18 protein-coding genes and 1 tRNA gene are annotated in these 17,390 nt (G+C 58.9%); 10 read left to right on the top strand and 9 right to left on the bottom strand.

Going from position 1 to position 17,390, the window contains the following annotated elements:
• Window positions 1-36: 36 nt before the first annotated feature.
• A complete protein-coding gene (dnaK, locus tag FS804_RS09140; RefSeq protein ID WP_063949358.1) occupies window positions 37-1,938 on the bottom strand; it encodes a molecular chaperone DnaK in 1,902 nt (633 codons plus the stop codon).
• A 292-nt stretch (window positions 1,939-2,230) separates the two neighbouring features.
• Window positions 2,231-2,320 (bottom strand) — tRNA-Ser (locus tag FS804_RS09135).
• A gap of 220 nt (window positions 2,321-2,540) precedes the next feature.
• Between FS804_RS09135 and FS804_RS09130 the strand changes: the two genes are divergently transcribed.
• From FS804_RS09130 to deoA, 10 genes are all read left to right on the top strand, one after another.
• The gene (locus tag FS804_RS09130; RefSeq protein WP_144576235.1) at window positions 2,541-2,858 is read left to right on the top strand and encodes a hypothetical protein; all 318 of its coding nucleotides are present in this window, start codon (window positions 2,541-2,543) and stop codon (window positions 2,856-2,858) included.
• A gap of 73 nt (window positions 2,859-2,931) precedes the next feature.
• Window positions 2,932-3,582 carry a peptide-methionine (S)-S-oxide reductase MsrA gene (gene msrA / locus FS804_RS09125; RefSeq protein WP_063949361.1) on the top strand — a complete coding sequence of 217 codons (651 nt, stop codon included), beginning with the start codon at window positions 2,932-2,934 and terminating at the stop codon, window positions 3,580-3,582.
• Window positions 3,583-3,796: 214 nt separating this feature from the next.
• On the top strand, window positions 3,797-4,789 hold the full coding sequence (locus FS804_RS09120; protein WP_045015424.1) for a BMP family protein: 993 nt from the start codon (window positions 3,797-3,799) through the stop codon (window positions 4,787-4,789).
• 82 nt (window positions 4,790-4,871) lie between these two features.
• Window positions 4,872-6,377, top strand: coding sequence for an ABC transporter ATP-binding protein (locus FS804_RS09115; protein WP_144576234.1), 1,506 nt, complete (start codon window positions 4,872-4,874; stop codon window positions 6,375-6,377).
• Between the two features lie 7 nt (window positions 6,378-6,384).
• Window positions 6,385-7,488 carry an ABC transporter permease gene (locus FS804_RS09110; RefSeq protein WP_063949363.1) on the top strand — a complete coding sequence of 368 codons (1,104 nt, stop codon included), beginning with the start codon at window positions 6,385-6,387 and terminating at the stop codon, window positions 7,486-7,488.
• Between the two features lie 6 nt (window positions 7,489-7,494).
• Window positions 7,495-8,466 (top strand): ABC transporter permease, encoded by a 972-nt coding sequence (locus FS804_RS09105; RefSeq protein ID WP_063949364.1) that lies wholly within the window; start codon window positions 7,495-7,497, stop codon window positions 8,464-8,466.
• 4 nt (window positions 8,467-8,470) lie between these two features.
• Window positions 8,471-8,875 carry a cytidine deaminase gene (locus FS804_RS09100; RefSeq protein WP_063949365.1) on the top strand — a complete coding sequence of 135 codons (405 nt, stop codon included), beginning with the start codon at window positions 8,471-8,473 and terminating at the stop codon, window positions 8,873-8,875.
• Entirely contained in the window at window positions 8,875-9,675 is an 801-nt protein-coding gene (locus FS804_RS09095) for a purine-nucleoside phosphorylase (RefSeq protein WP_144576233.1), read from the top strand. Before FS804_RS09100 ends, FS804_RS09095 begins: the two co-directional genes overlap by 1 nt.
• Before the next feature lie 2 nt (window positions 9,676-9,677).
• The gene (gene deoC, locus FS804_RS09090; RefSeq protein ID WP_144576232.1) at window positions 9,678-10,451 is read left to right on the top strand and encodes a deoxyribose-phosphate aldolase; all 774 of its coding nucleotides are present in this window, start codon (window positions 9,678-9,680) and stop codon (window positions 10,449-10,451) included.
• Window positions 10,448-11,764: a thymidine phosphorylase gene (gene deoA, locus FS804_RS09085; protein ID WP_144576231.1), complete on the top strand. Its 1,317-nt coding sequence runs from the start codon at window positions 10,448-10,450 to the stop codon at window positions 11,762-11,764. Before deoC ends, deoA begins: the two co-directional genes overlap by 4 nt.
• On the opposite strand, the gene FS804_RS09080 is transcribed toward deoA, so the two are convergent.
• From FS804_RS09080 to cyoC, 7 genes are all read right to left on the bottom strand, one after another.
• Window positions 11,757-12,278, bottom strand: coding sequence for a TIGR02281 family clan AA aspartic protease (locus tag FS804_RS09080; protein WP_186376743.1), 522 nt, complete (start codon window positions 12,276-12,278; stop codon window positions 11,757-11,759). The genes deoA and FS804_RS09080 overlap by 8 nt on opposite strands.
• A gap of 134 nt (window positions 12,279-12,412) precedes the next feature.
• Window positions 12,413-13,042, bottom strand: a complete 630-nt coding sequence (upp, locus tag FS804_RS09075; RefSeq protein WP_063949369.1) for a uracil phosphoribosyltransferase — start codon at window positions 13,040-13,042, stop codon at window positions 12,413-12,415.
• Between the two features lie 92 nt (window positions 13,043-13,134).
• Window positions 13,135-14,112 carry an adenosine deaminase gene (locus FS804_RS09070; protein WP_144576229.1) on the bottom strand — a complete coding sequence of 326 codons (978 nt, stop codon included), beginning with the start codon at window positions 14,110-14,112 and terminating at the stop codon, window positions 13,135-13,137.
• Window positions 14,109-15,329 (bottom strand): phosphopentomutase, encoded by a 1,221-nt coding sequence (locus tag FS804_RS09065; RefSeq protein ID WP_144576228.1) that lies wholly within the window; start codon window positions 15,327-15,329, stop codon window positions 14,109-14,111. The genes FS804_RS09070 and FS804_RS09065 overlap by 4 nt, the downstream gene beginning before the upstream one ends.
• Before the next feature lie 114 nt (window positions 15,330-15,443).
• Complete coding sequence (locus FS804_RS09060) at window positions 15,444-16,205, bottom strand: SURF1 family protein (RefSeq protein ID WP_186376716.1); 762 nt, start codon at window positions 16,203-16,205, stop codon at window positions 15,444-15,446.
• A 162-nt stretch (window positions 16,206-16,367) separates the two neighbouring features.
• Window positions 16,368-16,763: a cytochrome o ubiquinol oxidase subunit IV gene (cyoD, locus tag FS804_RS09055; protein WP_063949372.1), complete on the bottom strand. Its 396-nt coding sequence runs from the start codon at window positions 16,761-16,763 to the stop codon at window positions 16,368-16,370.
• Window positions 16,763-17,389: a cytochrome o ubiquinol oxidase subunit III gene (gene cyoC, locus FS804_RS09050; RefSeq protein WP_144576227.1), complete on the bottom strand. Its 627-nt coding sequence runs from the start codon at window positions 17,387-17,389 to the stop codon at window positions 16,763-16,765. The genes cyoD and cyoC overlap by 1 nt, the downstream gene beginning before the upstream one ends.
• Window position 17,390: the final 1 nt, after the last annotated feature.

Below are 17,390 nucleotides of genomic sequence, written 5' to 3'. Positions count from 1 at the left end.
CTTGCATAAATTGTCAGGAGACGGAAAGTCACGCGGTTATGCGGACTTCTTGTCGTCCTTGATTTCTTCATAGTCGGCGTCGACGACGTCATCCTTGCCGCCTTCGGAAGCGTCGCCAGCCTCGGCCTGCTGCGCTTCATAGATGGCCTGACCGAGCTTCATGGAGACTTCCATGAGGGTCTGGGTCTTCGCCTGGATGTCGTCGGCGTCAGGCTCGGAGGCCTCAACCGCAGTTTTCAGGCTGGCAATGGCGTCTTCGATCGCCTTGCGGTCGGTTTCGGAAACCTTGTCACCATATTCCTTCACCGACTTCTCGGTGGAGTGGATGAGGCTTTCGGCCTGGTTCTTGGCTTCCACGCCCGCACGACGCTTCTTGTCGGCCTCGGCATTGGCTTCTGCGTCCTTAACCATCTTTTCGATGTCGGCGTCGGAGAGACCACCGGAAGCCTGGATGCGGATCTGCTGTTCCTTGCCGGTGCCCTTGTCCTTAGCGGAAACCTGCACGATGCCGTTGGCGTCGATATCGAAGGTGACTTCGATCTGCGGAACACCGCGCGGTGCCGGCGGCAGGCCAACGAGGTCGAACTGACCAAGCAGCTTGTTGTCCTGCGCCATTTCGCGCTCGCCCTGCGAGACACGGATAGTCACGGCCGACTGGTTGTCCTCGGCGGTCGAGAAGGTCTGGCTCTTCTTCGTCGGGATCGTCGTGTTGCGATCGATCAGACGCGTGAAGACACCACCCAGCGTTTCGATGCCGAGCGACAGCGGGGTCACGTCGAGCAGCAGAACGTCCTTAACGTCGCCCTGCAGAACGCCAGCCTGGATGGCTGCGCCCATGGCAACCACTTCATCCGGGTTCACGCCCTTGTGCGGCTCCTTGCCGAACAGCTGCTTGACGACTTCCTGCACCTTGGGCATGCGGCTCATGCCACCGACGAGAACGACTTCGTCGATCTCGGAAGCGGAGACGCCGGCATCCTTGAGCGCTGCCTTGCAAGGCGCAACGGTGCGCTGCACGAGGTCGTCGACCAGGCTTTCAAACTTCGCACGGGTCAGCTTCAGCGTCAGGTGCTTCGGACCGGAAGCATCGGCCGTGATGAACGGCAGGTTGATTTCGGTCTGCTGCGAGGACGACAGTTCGATCTTCGCCTTTTCGGCAGCTTCCTTGAGGCGCTGCAGGGCAAGCTTGTCGTTCTTCAGGTCGATGCCCTGATCCTTCTTGAACTCGCCGGCCAGATATTCGACCAGACGCATGTCGAAGTCTTCACCGCCAAGGAAGGTATCGCCATTGGTGGACTTCACTTCGAAGACGCCGTCGCCGATTTCCAGAACGGAAATATCGAAGGTACCGCCGCCAAGGTCGTAAACGGCGATCGTCTTGCCGTCCTTCTTGTCGAGGCCGTAAGCAAGCGCTGCCGCGGTCGGCTCGTTGATGATGCGCAGAACGTCAAGACCGGCGATGCGGCCGGCATCCTTGGTTGCCTGGCGCTGCGCGTCGTTGAAGTAAGCCGGAACGGTGATGACGGCCTTTTCGACCTTTTCGCCGAGATAGGCTTCAGCCGTTTCCTTCATCTTCTGAAGGATCATCGCGGAAATCTGCGATGGGGAATAATTCTTGTCCTGTGCCTTCACCCAGGCGTCGCCATTGTCACCCTTGACGATCTCGAAGGGAACAAGAGCCTTGTCCTTCTCGACGGTCGGGTCTTCATAACGGCGGCCGATCAGGCGCTTGACCGCAAACAGGGTGTTGGTCGGGTTGGTGACCGCCTGGCGCTTGGCCGGCTGACCGACAAGGCGTTCGCCATCGTCGGAAAATGCCACCATGGACGGCGTCGTGCGCGCGCCTTCCGCGTTCTCAATAACTTTCGTGTCCTTGCCATCCATCACTGCAACGCAGGAGTTGGTCGTGCCAAGGTCGATACCGATTACTTTTGCCATGCTCTTCTCTCCTTGAAGCGCGCTGTCTGAACCCCGTGAGGCATTCCTTTGACAGCACCTTGACTTGGATTTGCAGCCTTCGCTGCTGTTATGCGGCGTATATAAGGAGCGATTTTTGCCGCTGCAAGGCGCAAGAGAGGGGGAAGCGCAGCAAAAATCACGAGAAAGCCTGGAGTGGGCAGAAGCGGAGCCGTCACCGCGCACGGATACCCTTACACGGCGTCCTGTGACGTTAAAAGCCGTCGTTCAGCGTTGGCTTAAATCGAACGATCCACTGACATTAAGGGCGAAATGGCGGACAGGGTGGGATTCGAACCCACGGTACGCTTTCACGCACACACGCGTTCCAGGCGTGCGCCTTAAACCACTCGGCCACCTGTCCTTTTTCAAGTCTGCATGTCATGAAGAATGCAAATCACTGGAACGGCGCGATATATACCGATGAATTCGCAGGGATCAACACGAATCTGACAGTTTTTTGAAATGTCGGCAATTTCCTTGCATACGGTACGATTGCAAACCCGTTTTGCGGCCTTTATCCATGCATTATTGTTTTTTATAATGTGCTGTCTGACCGGCAGGGCCTGAGCGAGGTACATCCGATGAAAGCTTTTATGCGGTTCTTGAGCTTTCTCTTCCTCGTTGTGGCGGTTTGTCTGGGCGTTTTCGATTCGATCCGCTCGGTTTCCACGTCCTCTGTCAGCATTACCGGCATCCTGTCAGCATGGAACTACCTTCTTCCTGCCTCGCGGACCATGGCAGAAGCGGCTATGGCTCACTATATTCACCCTGAAGCGTGGCGCTTCGTTGAAAATGCCCTGTCGGCGGTGCCTGCATCTGCCGTTTGCCTGGCAATTTCTCTCCTCTGCTGGATGGCGGGGTACAGGAAACACCGGGTTATGCGGCGTCTGTCAGTTTAACATCCTGTCTTTCAAATTGCGCCCGCGGATGTGAACCCTGAAAAGCGGCGGAGCTCGCCGCATGGAGGACTGAATGTTCCTGTTCGATACGCTTTCAAAAAAGACAACGATGCCGACGCCGGAGACCGCTTTGCCCGGTCGCGAAGAAGCGCTCTTCGTGCCGGAGGCCCACTTCGTCAACGGCCGGCCTTTGAAAGGGCCATACCCCGAGGGTCTTGAAGTCATTTATCTGGGCATGGGCTGCTTCTGGGGTGCGGAGCGCCTCTTCTGGAAAACGCCGGGCGTGTGGGTCACGGCGGTGGGGTACGCCGGCGGTTTCACCCGCAACCCCACCTATCACGAGACGACGACCGGCCAGACTGGCCACGCCGAGGTGGTGAAGGTCGTCTATGATCCTGCCATCATATCGCTCTCGGGCCTCCTGAAGATTTTCTTTGAGGAGCACGATCCGACGCAGGGTATGCGCCAGGGCAACGATGTCGGCACGACCTATCGTTCCGCGATTTACGCGACGACGGAAGGGCAACTGCAGCAGGCGCAGAAAGCGCGGGATGCGTTTCAAGACGCTTTGAAACATGCTGGCCATGGTGCTGCCATCACCACCGAGATCGGGCCGCTCGAAACATTTTATTACGCTGAGGACTATCACCAGCAATATCTTGCCAAGAATCCGGGCGGGTACTGCGGCCTCAGGGGAACCGGCGTAAGCTGCAATATCGACTAGTTTTTTTGCAGTTCTGCCCGGTGGAAAGACTAAAAAATCGTCAGATCAAAGTTTTTCCACCGGGTCAAAAAAACCGGATGAATTTTTCATTGAGCCATGCAAGGATATGAGGCAAGCACAGCCGGTATAACGGCTGGCGGTTCCGCAGACATTCCCGGGCAACGGGATTGCGGGAGGACCCTTACAATATCAATTGCAACAACAGGGCTGCACAATGAAAAAATCCCTTCTGACGCTTTTTGCGCTTGCCGCAATGTCGGCTTCCGCGCTTGCCGCGGATATCAAGCCTGCGCTGGTCTATGGCACGGGCGGCAAGTTCGACAAGTCGTTCAACGAGGCCGCTGCGGCCGGCGCTGAAAAGTTCAAGGCGGAAACGGGCATCGAGTTCCGCGACTTCGAGCCGACCAGCGACACGCAGGGCGAACAGGCCATCCGCAACTTCGCCAGCAAGGGTTTCAACCCTGTTGTCGCCGTGTCCTTTGCCTGGACCTCGGCCATGGAAAAGGTTGCCGCCGAATTCCCCGATACTAAATTCGTCATCGTCGATTCCGTCGTCGAATTGCCGAACGTTCGCTCGGTCGTCTACAAGGAGCACGAAGGGTCTTACCTCGTCGGTCTGCTGGCCGGCATGGCCTCCAAGACGGGCAAGGTTGGCTTCATCGGCGGTATGGATATTCCGCTGATCCGCAAATTCGCCTGTGGCTATGCGCAGGGCGCGAAGGCCGCCAACGACAAGATCGAAGTCTTCCAGAACATGACCGGCACCACGGGTGCGGCCTGGAATGATCCGGTGCGCGGTGGCGAACTCACCAAGAACCAGATCGACCAGGGCGCTGACGTGATCTACGCGGCAGCCGGTGCGACAGGTATCGGCGTGCTCCAGACTGCCGCAGACAACAAGAAATATTCGATCGGCGTCGACTCCAACCAGAACCACCTGCATCCGGGTTCGGTGTTGACCTCGATGGTCAAGCGCGTCGATCTGGCTGTCTACAATGCCTACAAGGACGCCAAGGACGACAAGTTCACTCCTGGCATCGTCGCTCTCGGCGTCAAGGAAGATGGCGTCGCCTATGCGCTCGACGATAACAACAAGGCGCTTATCACGCCTGAAATGATCGCGGCGGTAGACAAGGCGAAGGCCGACATCATTGCCGGCACCGTCAAGGTCCATGACTATATGGCGGATAATTCCTGCCCGAAATGATATGATATCTGACTGGGGCGCATGGTGATTTTCACCTTGCGCCCTTTTCATATCCAGCCTTCGGAAAGGTTTCGGTTTGAGTATGGACCCAGCAATCGAGCTCGTGGGCATCGACAAGAAATTCGGTGCCGTTCACGCCAATAAAAATATCAATCTGACCGTTGCCAAGGGCACGATCCACGGCATCATCGGCGAAAACGGTGCCGGAAAATCGACGCTCATGTCGATCCTTTACGGGTTTTACCAGGCGGATGCCGGAGAAATCCGGGTGAATGGTTCGCCCGTTGCGATCCGGGACAGTCAGGCGGCCATCAATGCCGGCATCGGCATGGTGCATCAGCACTTCATGCTGGTCGAAAACTTCTCCGTGCTGGAAAATGTCATGCTCGGGGCCGAAGGCGGTGCGCTGCTGGCCAATGGCCGGGCCGGTGCACGCAAGGAGCTGAAGCGCCTGGAAGACGATTTTGGGCTGGAAGTAGATCCAGACGCGATTATCGAGGAATTGCCTGTCGGCCTGCAGCAGCGCGTCGAAATTCTCAAAGCCATGTATCGTGGAGCGGAAATCCTGATCCTCGATGAGCCCACCGGCGTTCTGACGCCGGCAGAGGCCGATCATCTGTTCAAGATCCTCGGCGTTCTGCGCGATCAGGGCAAGACAGTCATTCTCATTACCCACAAGCTGCGCGAGATCATGGCGATCACGGACTCCGTCTCCGTCATGCGCCGCGGCGAAATGGTGGCGACCCGGAAAACCTCCGAAACCAGCGTCGAGGAGCTGGCCGAACTGATGGTCGGCCGCCGGGTGCTGCTGCGGGTGGAAAAGGGCGAAACGACGCCGGGCGACATTCTTCTGTCGATCCGCAATCTCACCGTTAAGGATAGCCGCGGTGTCACCATGGTCGACGACGTTTCGCTTGATGTCCGGGCCGGTGAAATCGTCGGCATAGCCGGTGTCGCAGGCAACGGCCAGTCGGAGCTGCTGGAAGCCATCGCCGGCATCCGCAAACCCTATTCCGGCGAAATCTGGGTGGATGGTCAGAAGGTGGATCGCCCGGATCCCGATATTTTACGCAGGCTTGGCCTCGCCCATATCCCGGAAGACCGCCACCATATGGGGCTGGTGCTGAAATTCGAGGAGTATGAAAATTCCATCCTCGGCTATCATCACGATGAACGGTATGGCAAAGGGCCGTTCCTCAACCCCGAGGCCATCCGCAAGGATGCGGTCGAAAAGATCGAGAAATACGATATCCGCCCGCCGAACCCGCAGCTGAAGACCGCCAATTTTTCCGGCGGCAACCAGCAGAAGATCGTTGTCGCCCGGGAAATCGAGCGTGACCCCAAGATGCTGATCATCGGTCAGCCGACCCGCGGCGTGGACATTGGTGCCATCGAATTCATTCATCGCCGCATCATCGAAATGCGCGATGCTGGCAAGGCGATTTTGCTGGTTTCGGTCGAACTCGATGAAATCCGTTCCCTTTCGGACCGGATCATGGTCATGTTCGCGGGCCGTGTCGTTGGAGAGAAAACGGCGGAAGCCGAAGAACAGACGCTGGGCCTTATGATGGCCGGCATCGCCGCATGAGGCATGAATGAGCACCGCTTCCGTACCGCTGCCAAACTGGATTACATACGGCCTCCTGCCGTTTCTCAATGTCGTTACCGCCTTTCTGATTTCCGGCCTCGTTGTCTGGTCCATCGGTGAAAACCCGCTGGCGGCGTTGCGCCTGCTGATCGAAGGGGCGCTTGGACGAGGTGACGCCATCGGCTTCACGCTGTTCTATACGACGAGTTTCATTTTCACGGGCCTTTCTGTCGCCGTCGCCTTCCATGCCGGGCTCTTCAACATCGGCTCCGAAGGTCAGGCCTATGTCGGTGGCCTTGGCGCGGCGCTGGTGGCGCTGGCGCTCGATCGTTATGTGCCATGGTATGTGACGATGCCTTTCGCCGTCATCGGCGCTGCTGTTTTTGGCGCCGCCTGGGCGTTTATTCCGGCATGGCTGCAGGCAAAACGCGGCAGTCACGTCGTCATCACCACCATCATGTTCAACTTCATTGCCGCGGCCCTGATGGTTTATCTGCTGGTGAACGTGCTGATCGTGCCCGGCAAGATGGCGCCGGAAACCCGCACCTTTCTCCCTGGTGGCCAATTGCCAAAACTCGACTGGTTGATGGCACTCTTTGGCCTCAAGCTCGGTCCGGCACCGTTCAACGTGTCCTTCCTGATTGCACTGGTGATGTGTTTCCTGGTCTGGGTGCTGATCTGGCGCACCAAGCTCGGTTATGAGATGCGTACGCTCGGCATCAGCCCCTCCGCCGCCATTTATGCCGGCATTCCCTATGCGCGCACCGTCATCATCGCCATGCTCATATCGGGCGGTCTGGCGGGCATGATGGCGCTGAACCCGGTCATGGGCGCGTCGGCCCGCCTGCAGGTGGAATTCGTCGCCGGTGCGGGCTTCGTCGGCATCGCCGTGTCGCTGATGGGCCGAAGTCATCCGCTCGGCATCATCTTCTCCGCCTTGCTGTTCGGCATTCTTTATCAGGGAGGCGCAGACCTTTCCTTCGAGATGCCCAACATTACCCGCGAAATGATCGTGGTCATCCAGGGCCTGGTGATCCTCTTCGCCGGCGCGCTGGAATATATGTACCGGCCCGCAATCGTCCGCATTTACCAGCGTCTGGCAAAGGGGTGAGCTGATATGGATTTCTTCGATATGCTGGTCAGCATTCTTGGCTCGACCGTCCGTCTGACCATCCCCCTGCTCTTCACCGCCCTTGCGGGGCTTTTTTCCGAGCGCGCCGGTGTGTTCGACATCGGACTTGAAGGCAAGATGCTGGCAGCGGCCTTTGCCTCGGCCTGCGTTGCCTATCTCACGGCGAACCCGTGGGCGGGCCTTTTGGCCGGTATTGCCGTCTCCATCCTTTTTTCGCTGGTCCATGGCTTTGCCGTCATCACCAATCGCGGCAATCAGATCGTATCGGGCGTGGCACTGAACTTCATTGCCGCTGGCCTGACCGTGGTGCTGGGGCAGGCCTGGTTCGGGCAAGGCGGTCGCACGCCCCAGCTTCCGGGTGAGGGGCGTTTCGCTCCCATCATTCTGCCCGGCGCGGATGCGATGCGGGAGGTGCCCTATATCGGTCCGCTTTATGCGAACGTCATTTCCGGCAACAATATCCTCACCTATCTCGCCTTTCTGGCGGTGCCGCTGTCCTGGTGGGTGCTTTATCGCACCCGCTTCGGCCTACGCCTGCGCGCCGTTGGCGAAAATCCGGGCGCCGTCGATACCGCCGGCATTTCGGTGACGTGGATGCGTTACCGGGCTGTCATCGTCGCCGGTTTTCTCTGCGGCTTTTCCGGCGCCTATCTTGCCGTCGCGCAGTCTGCCGCCTTCATTGCAAACATGTCGGCCGGTAAGGGCTATATCGCGCTTGCCGCCCTGATCTTCGCAAAATGGAAGCCGGTGCCGGTCATGTTCGCCTGCCTGCTGTTCGGTTTTCTGGACGCTGTCGCGAACTTCATGCAGGGCAAGTCCGTGCCTGGCATCGGCGAGGTTCCGGTGCAGATCTTCCAAGCCATGCCCTATATCCTGACCTGCATTCTGCTTGCCGGTTTCATCGGCGTCGCCAAGCCCCCGAAGGCCGGCGGCGTTGCCTATGCCAAGGAGCGTTGAGCCCATGTCTTCCGATCCGAAATCTCACGCCCTGTTTGAGGCGGCGGTGGAGGCCATGGCCTTTGCCCATGCTCCCTATTCGAAATTCCCGGTTGGTGCTGCTATCCGCGCGGAAGACGGCAAGATCTACAAGGGCGCCAATATCGAGAACCTCTCTTTTCCGCAGGGCTGGTGCGCCGAACCTTCGGCGATCAGCGCCATGATCATGGGCGGCGCAAAGAAGATCAGCGAGATCGCCGTCATTGCGGAAAAGCTGGCTCTCTGCCCGCCTTGCGGTGGCTGCCGGCAGAAGATCGCAGAGTTCGCCACGCCGGATACGAAAATCTTTCTCTGCGATGAGACAGGCGTTCAGAAAGTAATGACGATGGAAGAGCTGCTTCCCTTCAGCTTCAACACAGAGCTGCCCTGATGACGGAAGCCCTGATCGATATTCTGGTGGAGCGCCTGAGCGGCCTGATGCCACGCGTCGCCATCGTTCTCGGCTCTGGCCTCGGCTCTCTGGTGGATGAGGTTAGCGATCCGATCCGGGTTCCCTATGCCGATCTTCCGGGCTTCCCGGCTAGTGGTGTTTCCGGCCACGCGGGCGAGCTTGTTGCCGGATATATGGGTGGCGAGCCTGTCATGATGCTGTCGGGCCGGGTGCATTATTACGAGAAGGGCGATCCGGCGGCCATGCGCGCGGTCATCGAGGCGCTTGCCGGCCTCGGCGTACAGTCGCTTATCCTCACAAACTCGGCTGGCTCGGTCAGGCAGGACATGCCGCCCGGCTCGGTCATGCAGATCACCGATCACATCAATTATTCCGGCATGAACCCGCTGATCGGCGAGGAAAGTGACCGCCGTTTTGTCGGTATGACCACCGCTTACGATCCTGAGCTGATGCTTGCCATGCGCAACGCCGCCATCCGCGCGACGGTGCCTTTGTTTGGCGGTGTCTATATGTGGTTCTCCGGTCCCAGCTTCGAAACGCCGGCGGAAATTCGCATGGCGCGGGTTCTGGGGGCCGATGCGGTCGGCATGTCCACGGTACCGGAAGTCATCCTTGCCCGCTTTTTCGGGATGCGTGTTGCCGCTGCATCGGTTATTACGAACTACGGTGCCGGCATGACCGGTGCGGAACTGAGCCATGAAGAGACCAAGGATATGGCTCCCGTGGGTGGCAAAAGGCTTGCCGCCATCTTGAAGGAAATGATCGCAGGAGGAGCGTGACCATGGAACTCCAGCGTCCGCGCGAAGCGGCTGCCCTCACTTTGTCCTTGCTGGACCTCACCAACCTCAAGGAAGACTGCACGCCACAGCAGATCGCCGCGCTCTGCCAGCGGGCGCATACGGAGTTTGGCAATACGGCCGCCATCTGCATCTGGCCGCGCTTCGTGGCGCAGGCGCGCGCCGCGTTCGGAAAGGATCATGCGATCCGCATTGCAACGGTGGTCAATTTTCCGTCGGGCGATCTCGACGTGGCAACCGTTGTTGCGGAAACCGAAGCGGCGATCCGTGATGGCGCTGACGAAATCGACCTCGTCGTTCCCTATCGCAAATTCATAGCCGGCGATGAAACCGCCGTTTCGCAGATGATCGCTGCCGTGCGCAAGGTCTGCGTTGCTCCCATTCTTCTCAAGGTCATCCTCGAAACCGGCGAGTTGAAGGACAAGGCGCTGATCCGCCGTGCATCGGAACTCGCCATTGCCGAAGGGGCCGATTTCATCAAGACTTCGACCGGAAAGGTTGCCGTGAATGCCACGCTGGAGGCGGCTGACATCATGTTGCAGGCGATCCGTGACAGCCGCCAAAAGGTGGGTTTCAAGCCCGCCGGCGGCATAGGCACCGTGGAGGATGCGACACTGTATCTGCGGCTGGCCGAAACCATCATGGCGCCGAACTGGGCCATGCCTTCCACCTTCCGTTTTGGAGCCTCCGGCATTCTTGATGATGTCTTGAATGTGCTGGCCGGTGGTGAACCGGCCAAGGCCGCCAGCGGGTATTGAGCTTGATCCCGCAGGAAATCATCCGCCGTAAACGTGATGGACTGCCGCTGGAACCGGAGGAGATCGCTGCTTTCATCGAAGCGCTGTCGAAAAACGGCATCTCTGAAGGGCAGGCGGCTGCTTTTGCCATGGCGGTGTTCTTTCGCGGCATGAGCCGGGATGAGATGGTGGCGCTGACGCTCGCGATGCGCGACAGCGGTGATGTCCTGTCTTGGACCGATCTCGACAAGCCTGTCGCGGATAAGCATTCGACTGGCGGCGTCGGCGACAATGTGTCTCTGATGCTTGCCCCCATCGTTGCCGCCTGTGGTCTCGCTGTGCCGATGATATCAGGCCGGGGGCTCGGTCATACCGGGGGCACGCTCGACAAGCTTGAAGCGATTCCCGGTTATAACGTCATGCCGGACGAGACGTTGCTTCGCCGGACGGTGCGGTCCGTCGGCTGCGCCATTATCGGCCAGACGGGCGATCTTGCGCCCGCCGACAGACGTCTTTATGCCATCAGGGACGTGACTGCGACGGTGGATTCCATTCCCCTGATTACTGCGTCCATCCTGTCGAAAAAACTGGCCGCGGGACTGCAGACGCTCGTTCTCGACGTGAAGGTCGGCAACGGCGCATTCATGCAAAGTCTCGATGAGGCGCGCAGCCTGGCCCATGCGCTGGTCGAAGTGGCAAACGGCGCAGGCCTGCCGACGACGGTGCTGATCACCGACATGAACCAGCCGCTGGGCGATGCCGCAGGCAACGCCGTGGAAATCGTCAACTGTCTCGACTTTCTCGCCGGCAGAAAAGCTGGCACACGTCTCGAAAAGGTCGTGCTTTGCTTCGCAGCAGAGATGCTGGTGCAGACACAAAAAGCGTCAACGCTTGAGGAAGGACACGCCTTGGCGTCGTCCGCTTTAACGTCAGGCAAGGCGCTTGAAACCTTCGCGCGGATGGTTTCTGCTCTCGGTGGTCCGTCAGACTTTGTCGAACATCCGTCCCGCTACCTGCAGTCCGCGCCGTTCATTTTTCCTGTGTTGGCGGAGCGGAACGGCACGCTTGCCGCCTGCGCCACCCGCGACCTCGGGATGGTTGTCGTTGAACTCGGTGGCGGCAGAAGAACGCCGGCGGACAGGATCAATCCTGCCGCGGGTATCGCGGATATGATGCCGCTCGGCACGCCCGTCGAAAAGGGCCAGCCGATTGCCACGGTTCATGCGTCTTCAATGGAAGCTGCCGAGCGTGCCGCCAAAAAAATAATGTCCTGTTATGTCATCGCTGACAGCGCGCCGGACGTTCGCGATCCCGTCATAGAGCGGATCACCTGACCAGCCGCAATTCGCCGCCCGACACTTTGAACGACGACAATTGCTTCAGGAAGCTCATACCTACAAGCATGTTGCCCAGCGCATTGTCCTTCAGAACCATGGCGTCGACACCCTGAACACGGATAGCGCCGATTTCGACCCGGTCCAGTTTCACATAGGCGGCCATTGTCCGCCCGTTGGCGGTTGAGATCGCATATTTGAAATCGAGGCTATTGGCGCCGTAACCGAGGCGTCTGGCGATCGTTTCGTTGATTGCGACCATGGAAGCACCCGTATCCACCAACCCATCCACGGACTTTCCGTTGATGCGAAAAGTCGCGTTGAAGTGACCGCGGTCATCCGCTTTCAGGCTCACGGTGCCCAGCGAGACCGGTTGGGGGCGGGAGACTTCAGGCGATGCCGGCGGGTGATCCGTAGATGTTTCCGGACGCGGCTGAATTTTTTCCATCAATGCCGGAATTTGGGTCGCGCCGGCTGAAAGAGCGACAAACAATAAAATGGCGCGGGGCAGCAAATTCATGCTCCTGAGGAAATGGGGTTGTCCCCACCAGAATAGGCGCAAAACATGCTGAAATCGTAAAACAATAAGCCATCCGCGAGGCCGCGCGCCGCGAATGGCTGAAATAGTTAAGCGATGATGAACGGCCGTTATTTGGTACCGTACATGCGATCGCCGGCATCGCCGAGACCGGGCACGATATAGCCCTTTTCGTTGAGGTGACGATCAATCGCCGCGGTGAAGATCGGCACGTCGGGATGGGCTTCGCGGAAATTCTTGATACCTTCCGGAGCTGCCAGCAGACAAAGGAAGCGGATGTTCTTCGCACCGCGCTCCTTCAGCTTCTCAACGGCAGCGATGGAGGAGTTGCCGGTTGCCAGCATGGGATCGACGACAATGACCAGACGGGCGTCGAGGCTTTCGGGCGCTTTGAAGTAATATTCGACGGCTTCCAGCGTGTCATGATCGCGATAAACGCCGACATGGGCGACGCGCGCCGAAGGCACAAGTTCCAGCATGCCTTCCAGAAGGCCATTGCCGGCACGAAGGATGGAGGCAAAAACAAGTTTTTTTCCCTCGAGAACGGGTGCCTCGATGGTTTCAAGCGGCGTGTCGATGGTCTCCATTGTCATTTCAAGATCACGCGTCACTTCATAGCAGAGCAGCGTCGAGATTTCGCGCAACAGGCGGCGGAAGCCGGCCGTGGAGGTTTCCTTCTTGCGCATGATGGTGAGTTTGTGCCGCACCAGCGGATGTTCGATGACTGTGACGCCGTCCATGAAACTGGCCTTTCTTTATCTCATGCCCTGTAATTCACCGAAAGCGTGCTTTTCGCAAGCCTTCTTCGTGTTTTTACCCCGTCAACAACAACTCACGCCTGCTCCAGTCTGGCGAGCAGCGTTGCACGGGTGGCGTCGTCCACGAAGGCGCTCTCCAGTGCGGTTCGAGTCATGGCGTTGATCTCGGCCTCGGTGAAACCGAACTCGTCCGCCGCCAGCGCATATTCCCGCGCCAGTGAGGTAAAGAAGAATGGCGGGTCGTCGGAACTGACGCAGAGGCGCACGCCAGCGTCGCTAAGAGCTCTGAGCGGATGGCTGGCAAAATCGGGATAGACCTTGAGAGCAATATTGGAGCCGGGACAAACTTCAAGAACAGTCCCGCTTTCGGCAAGCCGGGCGACGAGGTCCGCATCTTCGATGGCGCGCACGCCATGCCCGATACGCGCCGGCCTGACGAGATCGAGCGCATCGGCAACGCTTTCCGGACCACAGACTTCGCCCGCGTGAATGGTCAGCCCAAGACCGGCATCTCGCGCGATGTCAAAGGCACGGGCGTAATCCGCGACCCTTCCCATGCGCTCCTCACCCGCCATGTTGAAGCCTGATATAAGCGGATGCCGCACTCGCGCCGCATAGTCGGCAGCCGCGATGACCCGCTCAGGACCGAAATGCCGCTCGCCGGTGACGATGATGCGCGTCTCGATGCCGGTTTTCTCCTTTGCGATGCGGATGCCTTCTGCAACACCTGCCAGATAGGCATCTGCCCCCAGCCCGATGCGGTCACCATGATCGGGCGAAATGATCAACTCGCTATAGATGGTATTGGCCGCTGCAAGTTCGGCGAGATAGGTCTCGGTGAGAAGGGCATAATCTTCGTCGGTCTTGAACACCTGCGCCACTGCATCATAACAGCGGATGAACTCGGCGAAATCCGACCAGACATAGTTGCCGTCACGCAGAAAACTGCTGGTGTCGATGCCATATTTGTCCGCCTGTTTCGCAACGAGTGAAGGCGGAGCAGCGCCTTCGAGATGGCAGTGAATTTCGGCTTTCAGCAAATGCGATGTCAAATAAAGCTCCTGCCATGGGGACCGGCGTCAATGCCGAGATGATGGGCGATGCTTTCGCCGATATCGGCGTAGCTCGTGCGGATGCCGACATCGCGGGAACGGATGCCCGGGCCGAATGCCATGATTGGCACCCTTTCGCGTGTATGGTCCGTGCCTCGCCAGGTGGGATCGCAACCATGGTCGGCGGTGAGAAGCGCTATATCGCCAGGCGCCATCTTACGGTGGATTTCGGGGATCCGCGCATCGAAGGCCTCAAGGGCGGCGGCGTAACCGGCAACGTCCCGGCGATGGCCATAAAGCATGTCGAAATCGACGAAATTGGTAAAGACGAGATCGCCGTTTTCCGCCTCGTCGATGGCCTGCAGCGTCGCATCCATCAAGGCGGCGTTGCCATTTGCCTTGATGACGCGCGAGACGCCCTGATGAGCATAAATGTCACCGATCTTGCCGATCGCATGCACCTTTCGCCCCGCTTCCACCAGCCGGTCGAGCAGGGTGGGCTCGGGCGGCAGAACGGAGAAGTCGCGGCGATTGCCGGTGCGCTCAAAGGTCGCGACCGTTTCGCCGATGAAGGGCCTCGCGATGACGCGGCCTATGTTCAGTGGATCGAGCAGCTTGCGCACGGTCTCGCACATCGCGATGAGCCGCGGCAGGCCGAAATGCGTTTCATGCGCTGCGATCTGGAACACGGAATCCGAAGAGGTGTAGCAGATGGGCTTGCCGCTCCGGATATGTTCTTCGCCGAACCTGGCGATGATCTCGGTGCCGGAAGCATGGCAATTGCCGAGGATGCCAGGGATATCGGCCGCCTTGCAAATGGCTTCAACCAACTCCGGCGAAAAGGCGTCGCCTTCGCTCGGGAAATATCCCCAGTCGAAGGTTACAGGTGTGCCGGCGATCTCCCAGTGGCCTGAAGGGGTGTCCTTGCCCTTGGAGATTTCGCTGGCAGAGCCGTGCAGACCGAAAATTCGCTCGGGCGGCTCCATGCTGGCGGGAATGTTGCCGCTTGCCTGTCTTGCGATCTCGATGAGGCCGAGCGAACACATGTTCGGCAGCTTCAGCGGGCCGGAGCGAAGGCCTGCCCTGTCTGCAGCCCCTGCTGCGCAGAACTCTGCGATATGGGCGAGCGTATTGGCGCCAAGGTCGCCGTAGCGTTCCGCATCAGGCGCGCCGCCGACCCCGAAGGAATCCAGAACGAGAAGAAATGCTCTTGCCATAACTCTCCGCAACAAAAATGTGCCGACGGGTAACGTCAGGCCTATCCGTCGTTATAGATCAGCAATTCGTGAAGAAGGAAGCGCTTTTATGAACCATCCGGTAAAACCGGATGCTTAGTCCTCATCGCGCTTGGATTTCGGCGCGTTGAGATTGCGCAGGACATACCATCCGGCCGCGACAACCATAGCCGCCAGGATATACCACGTCACGGCGTAGGAGAGATGGTTGTTCGGGAATGTGAGCATGGTCTTGCCGCCGACCGGCAGGCCACCTGGATTGGGTGTCGCGTCCGCATCGACATAAAAGGGTGCGACATCGGACAGGCCGGAGGCCTGCGAGATTTGCGGAATATTCCGGGAATACCAGCGGCCATTCGTCGGATCGTTGGTGCGCAGGAAAAGCCCGCCTGTTTCCGGGCCGCGCATCAGGCCAACGACCTCCACGCGTCCGGCCGGTTGACCTTCCGCGCGGGAAGACGGGTCACGCTTATCGGAGGGCACGAAACCGCGATTGACGATGATGCTGGAGCCGTCGTCGCGCTTCAGTGGTGTCATTACCCAATAGCCCGGTCCCAGATCGGTGACGGTGTAGACCTGAACCTCTTTGTCGTTAAGGAAGACACCTGCCAATTTGACGCGGCGATATTCATAATCGGCGGGATCGGTGAGAGCGGGCCATTCGCCGGCTGCCGGTGCATCGACGGGCTGCGCATGGACCCGCGCTTCGACGCGCTCGATGAGGTTGAGCTTCCAGTACAGGCGCTGGACCTGCCATGTTCCGAGAGCAACAAGGCTGGACGTCAGGACAACGGTCAGGAACAGCACGACGATGGCCGCGGGGCGGACGCGGCGGTTTCCGGATGTGATTTCACTCATCTCAAGTCCTTGCGAGGCGGTTTTTGCCAACGGTTTGTCCGCATCGGGCCATTGGCGCCGCACCAGCCTCTTCCAGCAAATAACCCCATAAATCGCGCCTCGATTCATGGGGTTATGTGTTGGCCCGCCGGAGAAGCCCGGCGGGCGAAACATCGAATCTGCTCAGGGCAGGTTCTTCACATCTTCGATATGCAGCGGCATCATGTTTTTGTTCATGTTGTACATGACCCAGAGCGAGCCGGAGAGCGTGATCAGGAGAACCACGACGGTGAAGATCAACGCCATAAACGTCCAGCCGCCTTCGGATTTGGTGTCCATGTGCAGGAAGTAGATCATGTGCACGAAGATCTGGATGACGCCAAGACCCATGATTGCGATGACAAGCACGGTCTTGTTTTGAACGACGTCACCCATGACCAGCCAGAACGGGATCGCCGTCAGAATGACCGACAGGACGAAGCCGATCATGTAGCTTTTGAACGTACCGTGGCTGGCGCCATCATGGTGGTGATGGTCGTCGCCATGCGCGTGGTGATGTGCGTGTGCTTCGGAACTCATCAAAGAACTCCCATGAGGTAAACGAAGGAGAAGACGCCGATCCAGATGACGTCGAGGAAGTGCCAGAACATCGAAAGGCACATCAGGCGGCGCTTGTTGGCGGCGATCAGGCCGTGCTTGCCGACCTGAACCATCAGCGTCACGAGCCAGATGATGCCGAAGGTCACGTGCAGGCCGTGCGTGCCGACCAGCGCGAAGAAGGACGACAGGAACGCCGAGCGATGCGGGCCGGCACCTTCCTCGATCAGGTGGTGGAACTCGTAGAGTTCGACGGCGAGGAAGGCGAGACCGAAGAGACCGGTGATGCCGAGCCAGACTAGCGTCGTCTTCACCTTCTGTTTTTCCATTTCCAGCATGGCGAAGCCATAGGTGATGGAGGAGAAAAGCAGGAAGCCGGTGTTGATGGCGACGAGCTTGAGATCGAAGAGATCCGCGCCCGAAGGACCGGCCGCATAGCTGCGGCCGAGAACGGCGTAGGTGGCGAAGAGCACGGCAAAGATCAGGCAGTCGCTCATCAGATAGAGCCAGAAGCCGATAGACGTACCGTTTTCCGGATGGTGGTCTTCCTTCAGGTAGAAGACCGGTGGTTCAGCGCCGTCGACGCTGTGTGCAGGTGTATGAGCCATG

The organism is Agrobacterium sp. DE0009 (assembly GCF_007680755.1).
Taxonomy (GTDB): Bacteria; Pseudomonadota; Alphaproteobacteria; order Rhizobiales; family Rhizobiaceae; genus Agrobacterium; species Agrobacterium tumefaciens_B.
Note: the sequence above shows the minus strand (reverse complement) of the source record. Positions and strands in the feature narration are given on the sequence as shown.

Bases quoted from the DNA above. Each gene is read 5' to 3' on its own strand.
- deoC (WP_144576232.1), top strand. From the start codon at position 9,678: ATGGAACTCCAGCGTCCGCGCGAAGCGGCTGCCCTCACTTTGTCCTTG.
- cyoD (WP_063949372.1), bottom strand. From the start codon at position 16,763: ATGAGTTCCGAAGCACACGCACATCACCACGCGCATGGCGACGACCAT.
- FS804_RS09110 (WP_063949363.1), top strand. From the start codon at position 6,385: ATGAGCACCGCTTCCGTACCGCTGCCAAACTGGATTACATACGGCCTC.
- FS804_RS09120 (WP_045015424.1), top strand. From the start codon at position 3,797: ATGAAAAAATCCCTTCTGACGCTTTTTGCGCTTGCCGCAATGTCGGCT.
- msrA (WP_063949361.1), top strand. From the start codon at position 2,932: ATGTTCCTGTTCGATACGCTTTCAAAAAAGACAACGATGCCGACGCCG.
- FS804_RS09130 (WP_144576235.1), top strand. From the start codon at position 2,541: ATGAAAGCTTTTATGCGGTTCTTGAGCTTTCTCTTCCTCGTTGTGGCG.
- FS804_RS09100 (WP_063949365.1), top strand. From the start codon at position 8,471: ATGTCTTCCGATCCGAAATCTCACGCCCTGTTTGAGGCGGCGGTGGAG.
- dnaK (WP_063949358.1), bottom strand. From the start codon at position 1,938: ATGGCAAAAGTAATCGGTATCGACCTTGGCACGACCAACTCCTGCGTT.
- FS804_RS09060 (WP_186376716.1), bottom strand. From the start codon at position 16,205: ATGAGTGAAATCACATCCGGAAACCGCCGCGTCCGCCCCGCGGCCATC.
- cyoC (WP_144576227.1), bottom strand. From the start codon at position 17,389: ATGGCTCATACACCTGCACACAGCGTCGACGGCGCTGAACCACCGGTC.
- upp (WP_063949369.1), bottom strand. From the start codon at position 13,042: ATGGACGGCGTCACAGTCATCGAACATCCGCTGGTGCGGCACAAACTC.
- FS804_RS09065 (WP_144576228.1), bottom strand. From the start codon at position 15,329: ATGGCAAGAGCATTTCTTCTCGTTCTGGATTCCTTCGGGGTCGGCGGC.
- FS804_RS09115 (WP_144576234.1), top strand. From the start codon at position 4,872: ATGGACCCAGCAATCGAGCTCGTGGGCATCGACAAGAAATTCGGTGCC.
- FS804_RS09105 (WP_063949364.1), top strand. From the start codon at position 7,495: ATGGATTTCTTCGATATGCTGGTCAGCATTCTTGGCTCGACCGTCCGT.
- FS804_RS09095 (WP_144576233.1), top strand. From the start codon at position 8,875: ATGACGGAAGCCCTGATCGATATTCTGGTGGAGCGCCTGAGCGGCCTG.